The sequence below is a fragment of the Dyadobacter jejuensis genome, from assembly GCF_003149085.1.
GTDB lineage: Bacteria > Bacteroidota > Bacteroidia > Cytophagales > Spirosomataceae > Dyadobacter > Dyadobacter jejuensis.
The window spans coordinates 376,671-395,253 of record NZ_QGDT01000003.1 but is presented as its reverse complement, the minus strand read 5'-3'; the positions used below and the strand labels follow the sequence as shown (position 1 = coordinate 395,253).

The following is an 18,583-nucleotide window of genomic DNA, read 5'->3' as shown; positions in this document are numbered from 1 at the left end:
TTGGAGAAGTTTAGAGAAATATACAAAAAGTTAAGAATAAAAGATAGGTATGAGTAAGAATCAAAGTTATGAGTCCGTAGAAATTACTGATTTTGCGGCTGAAGGCAAGTGTATTTATAAGTCGGAGGACGGGGTGATTTTCGTGGAAGGCGATGTAGCCCCTGGTGATATTGTGGACCTGAGAGTCGTCAAAACCAAAAAGAAACTAAAGGAAGCCGTAGTGACTAAGATACACGAACGGTCTACCATGCGCCAGGAACCCTATTGCCAGCATTTTGGAGTATGTGGTGGTTGTAAATGGCAGCATATCGGTTATCAACATCAGCTCAATTTCAAACAACAACAGGTAATGGATCACTTCCAAAGGATTGGGCATATCAAAGATGTGGCCATAAATCCTATTGTGGGCGCCCCTGTTACGGAATACTATAGGAATAAGCTTGAGTTTACATTTTCTAATTGGCGGTGGTTGACAAAAGAACAAATGGATTCGGAGGAGACCTTTAGCCGTAACGCCTTAGGTTTTCATGTTCCCAAGCGATTCGATAAAATATTTAATGTGGAGCATTGTCATCTACAACCCGATCCCTCCAATGCCATTCGGAATTCGCTTCAGGCCTTTGGCCTAGAAAGTGGGATCCCGTACTACGACGTACGTTTTAATAGAGGTGTGCTGCGTAACGTCGTGATACGTACAGCCAATTCTGGCGACTTAATGGTTATCGTACAGTTTGGGGAGGATAGCCCCGAGGCGATCGAGCAAGTCATGCAATTTCTGGTTAACAACCACCCTGAAATTACTTCCCTGAATTATATCATTAATTTGAAGGGCAATGATTCCTATCAAGATCAAGAGGTGGTACATTATGCCGGTGTGGAGAAGATTCGGGAGTACATGGAAGACCTAACCTTCTATGTAGGCCCGAAGTCCTTTTATCAAACCAATTCCCAACAGGCTTATGAACTATTTAAGATTACCAGGGAATATGCCGGACTTACAGGCTCGGAGTTGGTCTACGATTTGTACACGGGAACGGGAACGATAGCTAATTTTGTGGCGCAAAAGGCCAAAAAGGTGATTGGACTGGAATATGTGGAGGCTGCTGTGGCCGACGCCCGCATCAATTCGGAGCTTAACGGAATCACCAACACCGCCTTCTATGCCGGCGATATGCGACGCGTGCTCAATGACGACTTCCTGTCGGTTCATGGTAGGCCCGACGTCATTATAACGGATCCTCCACGGGCGGGTATGGACTTGCCGGTAGTGGAAACCATATTGAGGGCGGCTCCACAGCGCATTGTGTATGTGAGTTGTAATTCGGCCACTCAAGCCAGGGATCTGGCCCTTATGTCGCAAGACTACCGCGTAGCTAAGGTTCAGCCGGTAGACATGTTCCCCAATACCCATCATGTAGAGAACATCGCATTATTGGAACGTAGATCGTAGTATGCTTTCAACAAAAATGGCGGGGTTTAACCAATATAAACCCCGCCATTTTTTATTTTATCATTCTGCCTGTTTAGAATGGAGGCTCTTGGCTGGGACCATTATAATCAAAATTACTCAGGTCGTTGGCCCGGCTTCTTAAGGTGCCTCCGCTTGCTGGTGGGGACATCTGTTTTTCAAATGAATCGATGGGGTTACCAGTTGAAGGAAGAGGGCGGTCTGCCGCCATGGGAGCTGGGGCAAATTGGCTATCTAAGTCGGCAAACTTGGTGTATTTACCTATAAACCGCAGTTGAATGGTATCCAAAGAACCAGCCCTGTTTTTGGCGAGGATAACCTCCCCAATTCCGGCTACAGAGTTACCCGCTTCGTCTTCGGTAATGCCGTAATATTCGGGGCGGTACAGGAAAATAACCATGTCGGCATCCTGCTCAATTGACCCCGATTCCCTCAAATCGGAAAGTTGAGGACGTTTTTCACCTCCTCTGGTTTCAACGGCTCTACTCAACTGAGATAGGGCTATGACGGGAACATCCAGCTCTTTAGCCAAATTCTTCAAGGAACGTGATATCTGGGCAATTTCCTGTTCCCTATTCCCAGCACCTTTGCCGCCCGTGTCGCCAGTCATCAGCTGCAGGTAGTCAATTACGATCATCTGAATGTCGTGCTGGGCCTTTAGCCGTCTACATTTGGCCCTTAGCTCAAGAATAGAAAGAGCGGGGGTATCGTCGATAAAGATGGGTGCATTCGTCAATCGGTGAATGCGGTGATGTAGCTGTTCCCATTCGTGAGGGGCCAGGCTACCCTTCCTGATTTTTTCGCTGTCGATCTCCGCTTCGGCCGATATAAGCCTGTTGACCAGCTGCACCGACGACATCTCCAGGGAGAATATGGCGACGGGCATATTGAAATCCACCGCGGCATTCCGCAAAGAAGATACTACAAAAGCTGTTTTACCCATACCTGGCCTTGCCGCCAGAATCATAAGTTCGGTTTTTTGCCAACCTGAAGTTAGGCGGTCGAGGGCGCTAAAGCCAGAAGGCACCCCAGTAAGTCCATCTTTATTGTTTTTTTTCTGGTCGAGTTCTGCCAGAGCTTGGCGCATCAGAGCGCCCATATCGGCATAGTTTTTCTTAATATTGGACTCCGATATTTGAAACAGGGCCTGTTCCGTTTTGTCGAGTAGGCGAAATACATCCGTAGTCTCTTCAAAGGCCTCCTTTTGTATTTCAGAACTTATCTTGATCAGCTCCCTTTTTATGGAAGCTTGGGATATAATTCTCGCATGGAATTCGATGTTGGCAGCGGAGTTGACTCTGGAGGTAAGCTCCATGATATAGGAAGCACCACCTATCAGTTCAAGCTCTGCAGTGCTCCTAAGCTTGGCCGTCACCGTTAGCATGTCGATGGGCTCGGAGTCAGCAAATAAGGTAATAATGGCCTTGTATATTCTTTGGTGAGAGTCCTTATAAAAACTCTCAGGACGCAGGATATCGGCTACGGCCGTAAGCGCATCCTTTTCTATCATCAGCGCCCCCAATACCGCCTCTTCCAGGTCGGTAGCCTGGGGAGGTAACTTACTAAAAATCTGGTCGTTGCCAGAATTCCTAGCTGCCGACGGCCTTCGCGTAGAGGCTGGTCGAGGGGCATTTTTATTAAAATTGGTGTTTTCCTTTTGTTTATCCATGATTATTGCAAAAATAGTCATAGATCGGCACTCAGAAAAACTTAATTGAAGCACATTTTTATAAATGGCTGGGAAGTGTCACTCTGAGGCTGTAAATGAAACGGTTGGGGCTTCATTTAGATTGAATCAATGCAGGTCAGCGTAATGTTTTAAAGATTATTGGCATGATTTTTCCTAATTATGGGTTATTATTACTAACTTTTAGAAGTTTTTATGAACATTTAATACTTAATCGTTTGCTCGAAAAAATTATTACGCTTGAAGATGTTTCGATGGTCGATTTTTTGGGGATCCATAATTCGAACATCAAGGAAGTTGCCGCCGCTTTTCCGAAAAGTAAAATCATATCCCGCGGTAATGAAATTAAAATCCAGGGAACGGCACCCGAAATCATGCGCATTTCGGACCTGCTAGATTCTCTGGTAGTTCATTATCAAAAATACGGTAAAATAACCCAAGATCATGTAAGAGGGGTGTTGAATGGAATTGGTAGTGCTATTTCGGCCCCGGTAGAGGAAGAGGATGATGAGGTTATTCTGTATGGTAACAAGGGCGTTACAGTAAAGGCCAAAACGGACAATCAAAAGAAGTTGGTGGAAGCCTCTACGAAGTACGATCTTGTGTTTGCCGTTGGTCCGGCAGGTACGGGTAAAACCTATACCGCAGTAGCTATAGCCGTCAGAGCATTGAAAAACAAGGAGGTCCGTAAGATCATTATCACTAGGCCCGCCGTGGAGGCAGGGGAGAACCTGGGCTTTTTACCAGGGGACCTGAAGGAGAAAATAGACCCCTATTTGCGGCCGATCTACGATGCTTTGGACGATATGGTGGCTCCAGAAAAACTAAAATTATACCTTGAAAGTAGGGTGATCGAAATAGTACCTCTGGCCTACATGAGGGGACGTACCTTGAATAACGCCTTTATCATATTGGATGAGGCCCAAAATACGACACCCATGCAGATGAAAATGTTCTTGACCAGGATGGGGCCGAGTAGCAAGGCCATGATCACCGGTGATATGTCTCAGATAGACCTTCCTAAGAACTTAAAGTCGGGGTTGGTCGATTCCATTAATCTACTGAAGGGAATAAAAGGGATTAGTTTCGTTGAGCTTGATGGTAAGGATGTTGTAAGACACCGCTTGGTGCGGGATATTTTGGCCGCCTACGATAAGAATGAAAAATAGATATCTTTTGATGGGTTTTTTGGGACTGGCCAGTATCACTTTGGCCAGATCTCAACCGGCCCATGAACCGATTCAACGCTGTGCTACTGCCGATAGGGATGCTCTGCTGTATGCGGCTAACCCTGGCCTGCTCCAGCGCCGCCTTGAGGGAGAACGAGCCCTAGAACGCTACTTAAAGGGCTCCTCGACCAGAAGTTTTCGGAAGGCTGCCACTGAACTTATCACGATTCCGGTGGTTGTTCATGTGGTCTATAACTCCCAGGATGTAGGCAATAATCCGGGATCTGGGGCTGCCGACGATGGAAACCTATTGGATAGCCAGATTCAAGAACAGATAGCCGTGCTCAACGAGGACTATGGCAACTTGTCGGGGATTCAAACCTACTACTCCGACTCCTTAGGCGTGGATACGCAAATACGCTTTAAATTGGTGGAAATACGGCGGACTTACAGTGAAAAGGCCGATTTTGATCCTCGAAGGGACGGCCCTGTTCTGGCGGCTATTTCACCGGCTAGGCCCACCAATCAATTCCTAAATATTTGGGTGTGCAAACTTTCGTTGGGTTATCTGGGAGGCTCTCAGTTCCCAGTCGTTACCGAAGCTACGGGCAATACCCAAGGGCTCGATTTGGCCGACGATACGGACAACCCAGACATAGATGGCGTAATGGTCGATTACCGCTATTTTGGACGGTCTGGCCCCACCATTAATAGCCAGCTGTACAATCTGGGGCGTACTGCTACCCATGAAGTGGGGCATTGGCTGGGGCTCATACATATTTGGGGTGATACCAGTTGTGGCACCGATTACTGCGACGATACTCCCCAGGCACAGACCTTCAATCAACTGAAAGTACCCAATTGTCAACCCGTATTTTCTACTTGTCAACGGATCACTACTCGGAACATGACGGATAATTATATGGATTATTCGCCTGACCGTTGTATGGGGCTCTTTACGGCCGACCAAGCCGCCCGTATGCATGCTGTACTGGCTTTGAGCCCTCGACGAGCTCAGATGGTCGCTTTTGCCAATCGGTCCGATGAGCACTTGTCGGTGACCATAGCGCCTAATCCCGTGACAGAGTATTTGAATGCAGCAATCTATGCACCAAACTATTCCGATTTTACAGTGAATATCTATTCAAATAATGGTAAATTGCTTCTTCAAAATTTACGAAATCAGTCCCGTATTTCTTTAAAGAATTTTGCCTCTGGAGTTTATTTGATGAAAGTAAGTACCAATACCGAAACGGTTACTAAACGCTTTTTGATTCCCTAGAATGAATGATATCCCGGGCGCCTTTCATGGGGTTTGTCCTGTGTTATGGAATAGGACTTCTGCTAGGTGAATACTATTCGCTGAGTTGGAATATCGTGTACCTGATAGGCGGCTTACTGGCGTGCATTGTATTGGTTTTATTAATTTACAATTCCAGGGACCGCCTTTTCCCTGGTCTCCTTTGTGGAACTGCACTGTGTGTAGTGGGTGTGATGAACTCCGTAAGGGTCGATCTGAACTACCGCAACTCCGTCCAACATTCGGGACTAGGCCTAACGGAGTTTTATACTGCCATGGTAATAGCGCTTCCTCAAAAACGAACCAATTCTATTCAAATACCCTGTGAGTTACGGCAAATTTATTATGCGCAAGGTTGGCATTCCTTTCGTCAGAAGATCATCATTAGCCTACCGGCCGATCAGGGGCAGGTGCCTAAGCCAGGACAGTTAGTAGTCGTGAGGGGCAAACCAGAAATTCCTAGAGCGCCACTCAATCCGTTTCAATTCAACTATGCCCAGTTTTTAAAGAATAAAGGAATATATTTTACCGACTATATTCGTGGTCCCAGCCTGGTGGTTATTGATATTCCTTACCATCGAGGCCTGAAGCATTGGGCCTTAGAGGTATCGAGCTGGACGGACCTTACCCTACGTACCAATCTTCAGGACGACCGTTCTTATGGTCTTTTAAAAGCCATGCTGTTGGGGCGCCGCGACGACCTACGCTCCGACCAAATCCGAGATTATACCGTATCGGGAGCCGTACATATCCTGTCGGTTTCGGGGCTACATGTCGGAATCTTATATCTTTTCTTAAGTGCTCTTTTGGGGTGGATAAAAAGATGGAGATGGGGGCATTTTATCTATCTGGTTCTTATGCTGCTGGTTCTCGGGTTTTATGCCGTGCTTACAGGCTTGCCCGACTCGGTGGTACGTGCCACGCTGATGTTCTCCATATTTTTACTGGCTCAGGTATTTCAACGCAAGCAGGCTTCTGTCAATAGTTTGGCTATAGCCGCATTGCTGCTATTAATTTGGGATCCACGTGCTTTACATCATGTAGGGTTTCAGCTTTCCTTTTTGGCGATGCTGGGAATTTTATTGTTTTATAACCCTCTTTATAGGCTATGGGGGCCTGAGAACGCCGTAGTTCGCTTTATTTGGCAAGTTACCTGCCTTTCTGTCGCCGCTCAGTTAGGTACTTTCCCCTTGTCTGTTTTTTACTTTCATCAGTTTCCAGTCTATTTTTGGCTTATCAATCCATTCGTGATTCTGCTGACCGAATTCTTGCTTCAATCCACCTTAGGCTTACTTTTTTTCGAAGTATTTCACCTAGAAGTGCTCTCCGGAATAGCTGGTTTCTGGGTGGGTTGGTCGGCATTTCTAACCAACCTGCTGGTTTCAATGCCCAAGCATCTTCCGGGATATTTGCTCGAAGGTCTCCACTTCGATATTGTGGAGGTGCTATTACTGTATTCAGTCCTTTTGCTGTTGTGGCTCGCCAGCAGCTCGGGCCATCGACATTACCTTGGCTGGGCTGGGGCAGTCCTGGTACTAGCCACGGTATATTCAAGTTTGTTATCGGTGGAGCGCTTTAAGCTTCAGGAAGTCGTCGTTTTTTATAGCCCAGGCCACGATATACTCGCGTATAAGCGAGGGAATCGGCTAAGGGTGTTTAAAACGAACGAGGACGGGTCCGATACGCTGTTTCTCAAAAACCTGCTCAATAACTATGTCGTGGAAATGAACATTGATGAGGTGATTTATTTGAAATTGGACGACAGTACGGAGATTAGAAAATTAGGTCAGGGAGGGCTCATCTTCTGGAATGGAAAGACGATCTACTTAGGGCCTTATTTGTCAACTATTGACGGGGTCGATTTGGCTATTATAACCAAGATCCCAAATGTTCACCTCCTTGTATTTCCAGATTCTAACACGTTGTATGTGCTTGGTGGGCAAATAAGAGGTGAAAAGCGTCGTAAATCGGCTGAGGCTTTGCGTCGAGTACATTATTACGAACTGGCAGAGGGAGCTCTAAGGTTTTGAAAGGACTGAGTCGTTAATGGCCTTGTGGATCTTACGTTCCCAATCGGCCTGTTGCCCTGAAATGGTACCATGGGCCGTCGCAGCATCGTAGCGCTCTTGGTCGTTATTCATTTGCCTAAAGGCCTCAATAAACTGGTATTGTATTTCACTATCATAATCTTCGATGGTTAGCTCGGCCTTCATCAGTCTTTTTTTAAAATTTTCGGCCGCTAGTTTGGTTATGTCGAAGTGTATTTGCTCATGCCGAAGCGTGGAGGCAGTTTTAGACTCCTGTCTGGCCCAGGAGTTCGGTTTTACCATAAATACCTTCAATCCTATTTCGAGTACCAACGTATCTCCTGCTGCATGGGCATGACCTTCATAGGAGAAACTTGTAAACACGGCTGCAGCATATCGGCTAAGTGGCCTTTGTGAATTGCCTTTGAAATCGGTCCATACCAAGGGACGGTTGTGCTGATAATAGAGGGTGTCGCTACTTTCCTTTTCGGTTATATTTTTAAATCGAAGTGCTATCGTCCTGGTAAGCGCCGGATTTTTTCCTCTATTCAAATCAATCCATTTCTGTAAATGCGCCACAGTCTGGTCCAGGAGTTTAGGCATCACTTCCGGGTGTAATTGTTGACTTTCGGGTCTGGAAAACACCACTTTGGTTTCGAAACTGGTAAGCGCTACTGGTTGGATGGAGCGGTACCAATAGTAGGATACCTTAATTTTCGCCTCGCCATTCACTTTATTGGGGGCTATTCTTTTTTCCTGAATGTTGTAATCCTCCAACCGTACATATATGGGCCACTGCTGATGGCTCCGTTCGGGAGCGGCTGCCTGGAAATAGTCGAATAAAGTTTTTTCCAAAGCATTTTCTACCAGTAAGTTGTGCGGTTTTCCCTCATGTATCACAGATCCTACCGATCGACTGCGTGCAGAGCGCAGGTCCTCCACGGCTACAATATAATAATCTAAGGAAGTAGGGGCAGTGCGTGGAGGAGTGAGTCGTAGCGCTTTGGGCAGCGACTGGCCCCATACCCCATAGGGCATCAGAGCACCCAGTAGGATTACCATTAATTTTGGACCAATCGACCGCTGCAGTTGAATAGCAACCATGCTTTCCTTAATTTCGTGTTTATTTTCCTCAATATAGCATAATGACATTAGAGCCTTCAACGATTCGTCCAGATTTCGACGATATATTCATGGACCTGGCCCAAAACCTTGCATTAAAATCACATTGTATCAAAGCCCAGGTAGGCGCTGTACTGACCAAGGATACAAGAATTATTTCAATAGGTTATAATGGTCCACCCGCTGGAACGCACAATTGTGACGAAGAGTTTCCGGAAGTAGGGTGCCCTAGAGATGCCAAGGGAAGTTGCTCCTTAGCATTGCATGCAGAGCAGAATGCTATTTTGTTTGCCGTTAAAAACGGATCGAACATCGAAGGGTCTACCTTGTTTGTTACCTTAGCCCCTTGCATTGCCTGTGCTAGGGTCATCTATACCATGAAGATTAAGAAGGTGATTTTTCTGCATTCCTATGCCGCCTATAAGGGCATAGCCGTTGAGGAAGGCGTGGAGTTTTTAAAAAGGTTCGGCGTAGAAGTTCTTCAGTATAAGTCCAAATAGATAAAAATAAGGGGAGGGAGCCTCCCCTTATTTTTTATTCGTGGTCAACACCACCTTCACCATGCACATGTCCATGGTCGATCTCTTCTTGGGTTGCTTCCCTAATGGATAGTACTTTACCGCGGAAGTGCATTTCTTTTCCCGCCAAAGGATGGTTGAAGTTCATGATCACAACATCCTCCTTCACCTCCACGACCTGTCCATGCATTCTTTCTCCGTCTTCGTTGGTCATAGGAATGACATTTCCGATTTGGAGCAATTCCTCTTGCTCTACATCGGGCATTTCGAATACCGACTTAGGTAGGTCCACGACGGCCTCTGGGTCGAAATCGCCATAACCTTCTTCGGGAGACACGGTGAATTCGAAGTCTGCACCGGCTTCCAATCCCTCTAGCTGCTCTTCAAATCCCTCGGGTAGTCCGCTTACTCCTTGTATAAAATACATCGGCTCTTCTTCTGTTACAACTTCTACAAGGTCCATTTCTCCGTCTGAATCGGGGATTTGTAAATTGTAGGAAAGGGCGACGACACTATTTTTTTCAATTTTCATTTGCTTACCTGATTATAATTGGGTTGTAATAAGTGAATATATTCCTTTTTGTCTCAATATGACAAACGTACGGCAATTTTGTTACATTGCCAGTAATATGAACTATTTAGCACATTTATTACTCTCAGGATCCGATCCCCACGTGGTGATGGGCAATATGGTGGGTGACTTCGTAAAAGGACGGGTGTCGAAGGAGAAGTATCCCACTTGGCCTGATCATTACCTTTTGGGACTTCATTTGCATCGCTTTATAGACAGCTATACCGACGCTCATCCCCAGGTAAGAGTTGCTAAAAGGGAGGTGGCCAAAAAGTTTGGAAGAATTTCCGGTATTATCATCGACGTCTATTTCGATTATTTCTTGGCCAAACATTTTGATAAGTTTAGTAGTCAGCCATTATCCGATTATTCTCAAAGCATGTATCGGCTTTTTCGCAGCCAGCACGACCTGGTGCCTATCCAGATGGAAAGTATGGTCGATTATATGATTAGGCAGGATTGGCTCATGAGTTATGCCAGTTTCGAAGGGATCGATCTCACCTTTCATCGTATGTCGCGTCGCTTGCCTTATCTCGCCCCAATCCGAGAAGCAGGACTGGAACTGAGGGAACAGGAGGATTTTTACGAGAAAATCTTCCTGGATTTTTATCCTGAATTAGAATCGATGTGTGATAATTTTATTCGGCAATGGATGCTATAGCGCTTCGCTATTACTAAATTTGCCATTTTTAGAAACAAACCAGACGACCTTCCATGGCCCAAACGCCTGACGCCGTATTAAAAGATTTAAAAGCCAAAAAATTCAAACCGCTGTACTTCTTGTATGGCGACGAACCTTATTATATCGATAGTATTGCAGAAATTCTGGAACAGAAGATTGTTCCCGAGTCAGAAAGGAGTTTCAATCAGTTTGTGGTCTACGGCAAGGATACCGATTTGGCGGGGGTGCTCTCCAATGCCCGCCGGTTTCCTTTTATGGCCGATCTGCAATTGGTGCTCGTTAAGGAAGCACAGAAGCTGGTTGGTCTCGATCAAAAGGAAAGTCAGGAGCGACTAGCCGAATATGCTGAAAATGCCCCGGAGAGTACGGTTTTGGTTTTTTGTCACCACGGAAATATCGACGAGCGCAAGCGCTTTGTCAAGGCTATGGCTACTTCGGGCGTCGTGATGCAGTCCAAGAAATTGTACGATAACAAACTTCCCGATTGGGTATCCAGCTTTTGTGTGGCCGAGGGTGTTAAAATAAGCCCTAAAGCCATACAAATGTTGGTGAGTAATATTGGTAACGACCTAAAACGGCTTTCCAATGAGATTCGTAAGATCGAGGTCAACCTGCGGGTGGATCAGGGGATCGATGCCGAGGTAGTCGAACGCTTCGTGGGGATTAGTAAGGACTATAACGTTTTTGAGTTTCAGAAGGCCCTGAGTGTTAGAGATGTACTTAAGGCCAATCGCATTGCCAATCACTTTTGTAGCAATCCCAAAGACAATCCACTGGCACCGATTCTGATCATCCTTTATGGTTTCTTTTCGAAGCTATTATTATTATATGCCAGCCAGGATCGATCGGAGCGCGCTTTGGCCACCCAGCTAGGGGTAAATCCTTATTTTGTAAAGGACTATACGCTAGCGGCCCGGCATTTCCCACTCCCCAAAATAGCCTATATCATGGGCTATCTTCGGGAAGCGGATGCACGCTTGAAAGGGGTGGAGGGAGGCTCCATGGGCGAGGCGGAGATTTTGAAAGAGTTGGTCTTCAAAATATTGCACTAGTGTTCCGGCCTTGGTAGGCGTTAGTCTTGTAGGACCTTATCCGTTTTTCTTTCCCCAATTTGTTGGCGCCACATGGCGTAGTATAGGCCTTTTTCTTCCAATAGAGCCTGATGGCTGCCTGTTTCTATGATCTTACCCTTCTCCAGCACATAGATCCTGTCGGCGTGCATGATCGTCGAAAGCCTGTGGGCGATCATAACGGTGATATGTTGCCGCTGGTCGGTAATGTTTCGAATGGTGTTAGAAATCTCTTCTTCGGTAAGTGAGTCTAAAGCGGAAGTGGCCTCGTCAAATATCATCAAGTTGGGGTTTCTCAGTAGGGCTCGGGCTATGGAGAGACGCTGACGCTCGCCGCCAGACAGTTTTAGGCCACCTTCTCCAATGACGGTATGTATCCCGTTTTCGGCGCGCCCCAACAGATTATAGCAGGCCGCCTTCAAAAGCACTTCTCCAATCAGTTCATCGGTGGCTTCGGGATTTACAAAAAGAAGGTTTTCACGTATTGTGCCAGAGAAAAGCTGCGTGTCTTGAGTCACGAAGCCTATTTTATTTCTGATTTCATCGAAGTCAATGAGTCGGCCGTCGTGCTTATTGTATTCGATGCTGCCTTTTGCCGGGGCATAGAGGCCTACGAGGAGCTTCACCAGCGTGGTTTTCCCAGATCCTGACGGCCCTACAAAAGCGATCGTTTCCCCTTTTTTAACCGTGAAACTGATGTCCTCTAGGGCTGGTTTGGTAGCGGATTGATGTTGGAAACCTACCGACCGAAAATCTAAGGCTTCGATTTGGCCAATTGAAATGGGTTTTTCGGGCTTGGTCTCGATAGGTCGGCTCAGTAGCACTTGCAAATTGTTAAGAGAAGCTTCCGCCTCTCTATAGGATAGGATTACATTCCCTAATTCTTGCAAGGGGCCGAATATAAAGAAGGAATAAAACTGCATCATCATCATTTGTCCTACCGTGATTTGGTCCCGAAAGACGAAGAATAGCAAGGCAAACATGATACATTGCTGTAAAAAGTTTACAAAAGTTCCCTGGATAAAACTGATAGATCGAATGCTTTTTACTTTTTTAAGTTCTAGCTTCAATATTTTGAATGTCGTGGTGTTGAGCCGACTGATTTCTTGACTAGTAAGCCCCAGGCTTTTGACTAGCTCGATATTACGTAGCGATTCGGTGGTAGAGCCCGCTAAAGCGGTGGTTTCCCCCACAATATTTTTTTGGATGGTCTTGATCCTACGACTTAAGTAACTGGTAAGAAATGACAAAACTACGGCCCCTACCAGGTAGATCAGCGGAAGGATAGGGCTTAGCTTAAAGGCGACTATGACCACGAACACGATGCCTACCAATGTGGCGAATAGTACGTTGACAAAGCTGGTGATAAACTTTTCGCAATCGGCTCTTACTTTCTGCAAAATAGAAAGCGTTTCGCCACTTCTTTGATCTTCAAAATCCTGAAAGGGGAGGCGCAGGGCGTGTTTGAGGCCGTCAGTGTAAAGATTAGCCCCAAACTGTTGAATCACCACATTGACCACATAGTCCTGGAAGGCCTTGGCTATTCGGGATATCATGGCCGTCCCGATGATCATGAGCAAGCCGATGGTAATTCCTTTAAAAAAGGCGTTATCCAATGCGTTGGTTCTATAATATTCGGCCCGGTTGGCGTAAGGGTCGATTAGGTAATTCCCTAAAATATAAGGGTTTAACAAACTAAATACCTGGTTGATTGCGGCCAGTGCAAGGGCCAGTAATATGAGACCCTTATATCGGCTTAAATATTGTAGTAATAAACGCATCGGGAGTTTAAGTAAGGTTGATTGATAGTTTAAACTCTATTTTTTAAAATATAATTCTTTTTAAGGCTTTATATTGGAGACGAGGCAATGGCGGTCGGGCAAAGAGGGATCAATACCCAATATGGAGTGGATATGCCTGACCCTACCAAATCCTATCAAAGCTCTTTGAGAATAGTATGAAGCCTGGAGAGGTATCCTGGTGATTTGAGGATCATGCCATTTTATAGGTGAAGCTCATGTTTGAAAATGCTTGAATTCCTATCCCGACGACTGTAAATATTCAACTCCACAATTTTTTGACTTGATCCCGTTAAAGTCGGCAAAAACGAAAAAAGACACCTCTTTTGAAGTGTCTTTTGGAAGTCTGTAGCGGGGAGCAGAATCGAACTGCCGACCTCAGGGTTATGAATCCTGCGCTCTAACCATCTGAGCTACCCCGCCGTTTTCGTGGTGCAAAAGTAGAGGGAAATATTTCGAAAAGCAAGTGTGGTAAATTAAATTTTTCAAAAAAAATTGAAATTTTTTTCAATGCTTTTGGCAAACAGGCATTTATATATTGATTTTATGCTATATTACAACTTTCTAAGCCCAATAAGGTGCTTAGGCATGCATTCTTAAACAATTTTACGCTGTTGCAGATATGGAAAAATATAAATTTGTTGCTGAATTCGAGCTTCGTTCCTCACCGAAAGTATTATTTCCTTATATATCTACCCCATCAGGGCTGGAGCAATGGTTCGCCGAGAAGGTGACCATCTTGCCCGATCAAATATTTGATTTTGAATGGGATGGGGATAGTCATCGGGCGCAACTGACGGGGATCCGGGTCAATAAATCCGTTCATTTTGAGTTCCTGGATACGAGCGAAGACAATTTGGATAATAACTTTGTGGAACTAAAATTAGAGGTAAGTGAGTTAACCCAAACGACCTTCCTAAGAGTGGTAGAATATTCATCAAACAAGGATACCGAAGAGATGGAGTTTATCTGGAATGGCTTTTTAGAATCTTTAAAAGAAATAGTAGGAAGTTGATGAAAAAGCTGGACAAGCTTATCCTAAAATCATTTTGGGGTCCTTTTGTGATTACCATGTCGGTCGTGGTTTTTATTTTCTTAATGAAAATCATGATCTTTTATATTGACGATTTTGTCTCAAAGGACTTGGGGTTCATGGATTATGCCCAACTGTTCTTTTACTTTAGCCTAATAACTGTTCCAACTGCCTTGCCTTTGGCCATGCTCCTGTCGTCGCTGATGGCCTTTGGTAATTTGGGGGAGTTCTTCGAACTAACGGCCATTAAAAGCGCGGGAATTTCAGTAACCAGGGCGATGCTTCCGCTTTTTATTGTGGCGGTGGGCATCAGTATATTTTCGTTTTTTTTTAACGATAGGATTTCGCCCTGGGCTAACCTAAAGGGCTACAGCCTGTTGTACGATATTAAAACGGCGAAAGCCACCCTAAAAATTAAGGAGGGTATATTTTATAACGATTTACCGGGCTATAGTATCAAGGTCGATAAAAAACTCGATAATGGTAAATTGATCGGTATGGTGATCTACAAGCACGATCAACGCGCTTATGAAGTGGGTAACACGCAGATTATCCTGGCAGATTCGGGTCGGATGTACTCCATCCATAATAATGGGTATCTGGTTATAGAGCTCTATAACGGTACCATGTACAACGATCTGGTCAATAACACCAACCGGAACACCTCCTATGTTTCGACAGCGACCAATGAGACCAGACCATCCAACTTCCAGCGAAATTCATTTAAGCATTATAAACTCGTAGAGAGTCTGGCTTCCTTCGGGGTTAAGCGTACCAATGAGGATCAGTTCAAATATCATGAGTTTATGAAGAATATTGCCGATCTGAGTAAATCGGCCGATTCTTTGGGAGGGGTTTACAAGCAGGGTACTCAAAATTTGGTGCCCAATAGCCGCAATTATTTTACCTATCAGTACCGGCAGCCCTCCAAGGTGCCCATCGAAAAGGGAAAATGGATAGACTCGTTGTTACAGGTTTCGGTAAAGGATTCGATGAAGGTAGAAATCGTCAAGAACGCTCATTCGGCTGCTACCAGCATGGGGAGTTATGCCGAATCGAACTATAGTTACTTACAAGGGCAACTAAAAGATGCTAATAAATACAAATTAGAGATTCATCATAAGTATACTCAGGCAATTTCTTGCTTAATTATGTTTTTGATAGGAGCACCATTGGGAGCCATTATCAAAAAGGGAGGGTTTGGAGTACCTGTATTGGTCTCGATTATATTTTTCATCCTCCTTTATGTGCTCACCATTCAGGGAGATAAGTTTGTTAAAGACGGTCTTTTGGAGGTGGCAGTAGGAGCTTGGTTGGCCAACTCTATATTGCTAGTGGTTGGTTTGTACTTTGTAGACCGGGCAAGGAGCGACTCCCGACTCTTCGAAAAAGACAATTATCAGATGGTGATCAAAAAGATAAAGGGCAAAATAGCAAGTAGATTTCAGAAAACCACGCTTATTCAATCATAAGGCACCATTAATTTCATTTTTTAGAAAATAAATCGTACTTTTGCAAACTTATTTCAGCAAGGAGCTGAATTTTTATTATTTATTTAATCTGTTGTTAGAATCATGTATTTGACCGCGGAAAAGAAGAGAGAGATCTTCGAGGCTAAAGGTTTTAAAAAGGAAGGTGCCGATACGGGATCTGCCGAATCACAAATTGCGCTATTCACGTATCGTATCAATTATTTGAACGAGCACTTGAAAACGCATAAAAAAGATAACGATACAAGGCTAGGTCTACTGAAGATGGTAGGTAAGCGTAGAAGATTGTTGGATTATCTTTACAAAAATGACATTAATCGCTACCGTGCGATTATTGCCGAATTGAATATTCGTAAGTAAGGTAAAATCAGGGAACTTTAGTATTAGTAAAGTTCCCTGATTTTTTGCGGATTTTATCTAGAAATAATTAAAACGTCAAACTGGCGTTTAATAAGCTACACAAATATCAAACATTCTATGCTTTTCAATATAGTTACTAAGACTATACCCTTACCAGATGGCAGGGAGATTACGATCGAAACGGGAAAATTAGCGAAGCAAGCCGACGGATCCGTAGTGGTTCGTTTGGGAAAAACCATGCTCTTAGCCACCGTAGTGGCCAATAAAGAAATTAAGGAAGGACTCGATTTTTTACCGTTATCGGTCGACTATCAAGAGAAATTTGCCTCTGCGGGTCGTATTCCTGGTAGTTTTCAGCGTAGAGAAGGGAAGCTTTCCGACCACGAAGTGTTGGTATGTCGGTTGGTCGATAGGGTATTACGTCCTCTATTCCCCGACGATTATCATGCGGAGACTCAAGTAAACATCGTTTTACTTTCTGCCGATGAAGAAGCGGTTCCCGACGCATTAGCCGCTTTGGCCGCATCTGCTGCCCTTGCCGCTTCAGATATCCCTTTCAATGGGCCCGTATCGGAAGTTCGCGTAGCGAAAGTAGACGGACAGTTGATCATTAACCCAACCTATGCTCAGTTGGAGTCGGCTACCTTAGACCTCATGGTAGGTGCCACTCTGAACGACATCGCCATGGTAGAAGGGGAGATGGACGAAGTTTCGGAAGAAGAAATTATTGAAGCCTTACAAGTAGCCCATGAGGCCATTAAGGTACAATGCGCCGCTATCCAAGAATTTGAAATAGCCGTAGGGAAGACTGAAAAGCGTGAATACGTAGGTGACGAATCCGACGAAGACCTAGAGGCTCGGTTGCGTGCTGCATGCTACGACGCCATCTATAAGGTTGCTGGACTAGAGTCCAATAATAAGCAAGTGAGAAAAGACGGTTTTAAAGCCGTGTGGGAGGAGTTTATGGCAGGTGTTGCCGAAGAAGAAGAGTTCAATGCCGCTCTTGCCAAAAGATATTTTAACGATCTAGTATGGGAAGCTTCTCGTAGGTTGGTACTCGATGAACGGAAACGTTTGGACGGTCGTAAGTTGGACCAAGTTCGTCCGATTGCCTCTGAGGTCGATTTCTTACCCAACGCTCATGGATCAGCCTTGTTTACAAGAGGAGAGACGCAGTCGCTTACTACGGTAACCTTGGGAACCAAAAACGATGAGCAGATTGTCGATACCCCCATGAAATACGGCTATAGCAAGTTCATGCTTCATTACAACTTCCCTGGATTTTCGACAGGAGAGGTGAAGCCTAACCGTGGACCGGGTCGTAGGGAAGTAGGACATGGTAACCTAGCCTTGCGTGCTTTGAAGAAAGTATTGCCACAAGGAGAAGATAATCCGTATACCATCCGTATCGTTTCCGATATTTTGGAATCTAATGGATCTTCATCTATGGCTACCGTTTGTGCGGGTTCATTGGCATTGATGGATTCAGGATTGAAAATTAAGGCTCCTGTGTCAGGTATCGCCATGGGGTTGATCTCCGATGAGAAGACGGGTCAATATGCCGTGTTGTCGGATATCCTTGGTGATGAAGATCATCTGGGAGATATGGATTTCAAGGTAACTGGTACTGAGAAAGGAATTACAGCTTGTCAAATGGATATGAAGGTGAATGGCCTTTCTTTCGATGTTTTGACGGAAGCGTTGTTGCAAGCTAAAGCCGGTAGGCTGCATATTTTGGGGGAAATGAATAAAACCCTAAAAGAAAGTCGTGCAGATCTGAAACCTCATACCCCTCGTGCCGTCGTAATAAAAATCGACCGGGAGATGATCGGTGCTGTAATTGGACCTGGAGGTAAAGTAGTTCAAGATATTCAGAAGGAGTCTGGTGCTACCGTATCCATTGAAGAGAAAGATGGAGCCGGATTTGTAAGCATTTTCTCGGCCGATAAAGCCGCCATGGACAAGGCCGTTGCCCGTATTAAAGGAATCATTTTGGTACCGGAAATTGGGGAGCTTTATACCGGTAAGGTGAAGTCAATAATGCCTTTCGGTGCATTCGTTGAATTCCTTCCTGGCAAAGACGGTTTGTTGCATATTTCTGAAATTAAGTGGGAACGTCTGGAGAAAATGGACGGAGTACTTGAGGTAGGAGAGGATATACAGGTGAAATTGGTGGAGGTTGACAAGAAAACAGGTAAATATCGCTTGTCTCGTAAAGTATTACTTCCTAAGCCAGAGAACAAAAACGCCTAAAACGTTGTTTTTGTGTAGAGGGCATTTTTTAATG

The 18,583-nt window shown here is 45.0% G+C and carries 15 protein-coding genes and 1 tRNA gene; 11 read left to right on the top strand and 5 right to left on the bottom strand.

Annotated elements, in window-relative coordinates:
- The first annotated feature begins 49 nt into the window (after window positions 1–49).
- A complete protein-coding gene (rlmD, locus tag CLV98_RS08575) occupies window positions 50–1,450 on the top strand; it encodes a 23S rRNA (uracil(1939)-C(5))-methyltransferase RlmD (RefSeq protein WP_109673890.1) in 1,401 nt (466 codons plus the stop codon).
- Between the two features lie 73 nt (window positions 1,451–1,523).
- On the opposite strand, the gene dnaB is transcribed toward rlmD, so the two are convergent.
- The gene (gene dnaB, locus CLV98_RS08570) at window positions 1,524–3,137 is read right to left on the bottom strand and encodes a replicative DNA helicase (protein ID WP_109673889.1); all 1,614 of its coding nucleotides are present in this window, start codon (window positions 3,135–3,137) and stop codon (window positions 1,524–1,526) included.
- A 236-nt stretch (window positions 3,138–3,373) separates the two neighbouring features.
- Here dnaB and CLV98_RS08565 point away from each other — a divergent pair, with 236 nt between their 5' ends.
- The 3 genes from CLV98_RS08565 to CLV98_RS08555 are packed head-to-tail and all read left to right on the top strand — an operon-like array spanning window position 3,374 to window position 7,654.
- Window positions 3,374–4,324 (top strand): PhoH family protein, encoded by a 951-nt coding sequence (locus CLV98_RS08565; RefSeq protein ID WP_109674029.1) that lies wholly within the window; start codon window positions 3,374–3,376, stop codon window positions 4,322–4,324.
- Complete coding sequence (locus tag CLV98_RS08560; RefSeq protein WP_109673888.1) at window positions 4,314–5,606, top strand: M43 family zinc metalloprotease; 1,293 nt, start codon at window positions 4,314–4,316, stop codon at window positions 5,604–5,606. The genes CLV98_RS08565 and CLV98_RS08560 overlap by 11 nt, the downstream gene beginning before the upstream one ends.
- Before the next feature lie 26 nt (window positions 5,607–5,632).
- The gene (locus CLV98_RS08555) at window positions 5,633–7,654 is read left to right on the top strand and encodes a ComEC/Rec2 family competence protein (protein ID WP_158281221.1); all 2,022 of its coding nucleotides are present in this window, start codon (window positions 5,633–5,635) and stop codon (window positions 7,652–7,654) included.
- On the opposite strand, the gene CLV98_RS08550 is transcribed toward CLV98_RS08555, so the two are convergent.
- Window positions 7,643–8,713, bottom strand: a complete 1,071-nt coding sequence (locus tag CLV98_RS08550; protein ID WP_109673886.1) for a DUF922 domain-containing protein — start codon at window positions 8,711–8,713, stop codon at window positions 7,643–7,645. The two genes, CLV98_RS08555 and CLV98_RS08550, sit on opposite strands and share 12 nt — an antisense overlap.
- 83 nt (window positions 8,714–8,796) lie before the next feature.
- On the opposite strand from CLV98_RS08550, the gene CLV98_RS08545 reads away from it, so the two are divergent.
- The gene (locus tag CLV98_RS08545; RefSeq protein ID WP_109673885.1) at window positions 8,797–9,273 is read left to right on the top strand and encodes a deoxycytidylate deaminase; all 477 of its coding nucleotides are present in this window, start codon (window positions 8,797–8,799) and stop codon (window positions 9,271–9,273) included.
- Between the two features lie 34 nt (window positions 9,274–9,307).
- Here the strand turns inward: CLV98_RS08545 and CLV98_RS08540 are convergent, their stop codons facing one another.
- Complete coding sequence (locus CLV98_RS08540) at window positions 9,308–9,823, bottom strand: FKBP-type peptidyl-prolyl cis-trans isomerase (protein WP_109673884.1); 516 nt, start codon at window positions 9,821–9,823, stop codon at window positions 9,308–9,310.
- A 97-nt stretch (window positions 9,824–9,920) separates the two neighbouring features.
- Here CLV98_RS08540 and CLV98_RS08535 point away from each other — a divergent pair, with 97 nt between their 5' ends.
- Both CLV98_RS08535 and holA read left to right on the top strand, forming a co-directional pair.
- The gene (locus CLV98_RS08535) at window positions 9,921–10,523 is read left to right on the top strand and encodes an acyl carrier protein phosphodiesterase (protein WP_109674028.1); all 603 of its coding nucleotides are present in this window, start codon (window positions 9,921–9,923) and stop codon (window positions 10,521–10,523) included.
- Between the two features lie 53 nt (window positions 10,524–10,576).
- On the top strand, window positions 10,577–11,596 hold the full coding sequence (holA, locus tag CLV98_RS08530; RefSeq protein ID WP_109673883.1) for a DNA polymerase III subunit delta: 1,020 nt from the start codon (window positions 10,577–10,579) through the stop codon (window positions 11,594–11,596).
- Window positions 11,597–11,616: 20 nt separating this feature from the next.
- On the opposite strand, the gene CLV98_RS08525 is transcribed toward holA, so the two are convergent.
- Both CLV98_RS08525 and CLV98_RS08520 read right to left on the bottom strand, forming a co-directional pair.
- Window positions 11,617–13,395, bottom strand: coding sequence for an ABC transporter ATP-binding protein (locus CLV98_RS08525; protein WP_109673882.1), 1,779 nt, complete (start codon window positions 13,393–13,395; stop codon window positions 11,617–11,619).
- A 367-nt stretch (window positions 13,396–13,762) separates the two neighbouring features.
- Window positions 13,763–13,836 (bottom strand) — tRNA-Met (locus CLV98_RS08520).
- Between the two features lie 199 nt (window positions 13,837–14,035).
- On the opposite strand from CLV98_RS08520, the gene CLV98_RS08515 reads away from it, so the two are divergent.
- From CLV98_RS08515 to pnp, 4 genes are all read left to right on the top strand, one after another.
- Window positions 14,036–14,428 carry an START-like domain-containing protein gene (locus CLV98_RS08515; protein ID WP_109673881.1) on the top strand — a complete coding sequence of 131 codons (393 nt, stop codon included), beginning with the start codon at window positions 14,036–14,038 and terminating at the stop codon, window positions 14,426–14,428.
- Complete coding sequence (locus CLV98_RS08510) at window positions 14,428–15,918, top strand: LptF/LptG family permease (protein WP_109673880.1); 1,491 nt, start codon at window positions 14,428–14,430, stop codon at window positions 15,916–15,918. Before CLV98_RS08515 ends, CLV98_RS08510 begins: the two co-directional genes overlap by 1 nt.
- 102 nt (window positions 15,919–16,020) lie before the next feature.
- Complete coding sequence (rpsO, locus tag CLV98_RS08505) at window positions 16,021–16,296, top strand: 30S ribosomal protein S15 (protein ID WP_109673879.1); 276 nt, start codon at window positions 16,021–16,023, stop codon at window positions 16,294–16,296.
- A gap of 117 nt (window positions 16,297–16,413) precedes the next feature.
- Window positions 16,414–18,549 carry a polyribonucleotide nucleotidyltransferase gene (gene pnp, locus CLV98_RS08500; RefSeq protein WP_109673878.1) on the top strand — a complete coding sequence of 712 codons (2,136 nt, stop codon included), beginning with the start codon at window positions 16,414–16,416 and terminating at the stop codon, window positions 18,547–18,549.
- The last annotated feature ends 34 nt before the right edge of the window (window positions 18,550–18,583 follow it).

Coding starts and splice junctions, on each gene's coding strand:
- CLV98_RS08510 (WP_109673880.1), top strand. CDS start 14,428: ATGAAAAAGCTGGACAAGCTTATCCTAAAATCATTTTGGGGTCCTTTT.
- CLV98_RS08525 (WP_109673882.1), bottom strand. CDS start 13,395: ATGCGTTTATTACTACAATATTTAAGCCGATATAAGGGTCTCATATTA.
- CLV98_RS08540 (WP_109673884.1), bottom strand. CDS start 9,823: ATGAAAATTGAAAAAAATAGTGTCGTCGCCCTTTCCTACAATTTACAA.
- rlmD (WP_109673890.1), top strand. CDS start 50: ATGAGTAAGAATCAAAGTTATGAGTCCGTAGAAATTACTGATTTTGCG.
- CLV98_RS08550 (WP_109673886.1), bottom strand. CDS start 8,713: ATGGTAATCCTACTGGGTGCTCTGATGCCCTATGGGGTATGGGGCCAG.
- CLV98_RS08515 (WP_109673881.1), top strand. CDS start 14,036: ATGGAAAAATATAAATTTGTTGCTGAATTCGAGCTTCGTTCCTCACCG.
- CLV98_RS08560 (WP_109673888.1), top strand. CDS start 4,314: ATGAAAAATAGATATCTTTTGATGGGTTTTTTGGGACTGGCCAGTATC.
- CLV98_RS08555 (WP_158281221.1), top strand. CDS start 5,633: ATGGGGTTTGTCCTGTGTTATGGAATAGGACTTCTGCTAGGTGAATAC.
- CLV98_RS08535 (WP_109674028.1), top strand. CDS start 9,921: ATGAACTATTTAGCACATTTATTACTCTCAGGATCCGATCCCCACGTG.
- pnp (WP_109673878.1), top strand. CDS start 16,414: ATGCTTTTCAATATAGTTACTAAGACTATACCCTTACCAGATGGCAGG.
- rpsO (WP_109673879.1), top strand. CDS start 16,021: ATGTATTTGACCGCGGAAAAGAAGAGAGAGATCTTCGAGGCTAAAGGT.
- dnaB (WP_109673889.1), bottom strand. CDS start 3,137: ATGGATAAACAAAAGGAAAACACCAATTTTAATAAAAATGCCCCTCGA.
- holA (WP_109673883.1), top strand. CDS start 10,577: ATGGCCCAAACGCCTGACGCCGTATTAAAAGATTTAAAAGCCAAAAAA.
- CLV98_RS08545 (WP_109673885.1), top strand. CDS start 8,797: ATGACATTAGAGCCTTCAACGATTCGTCCAGATTTCGACGATATATTC.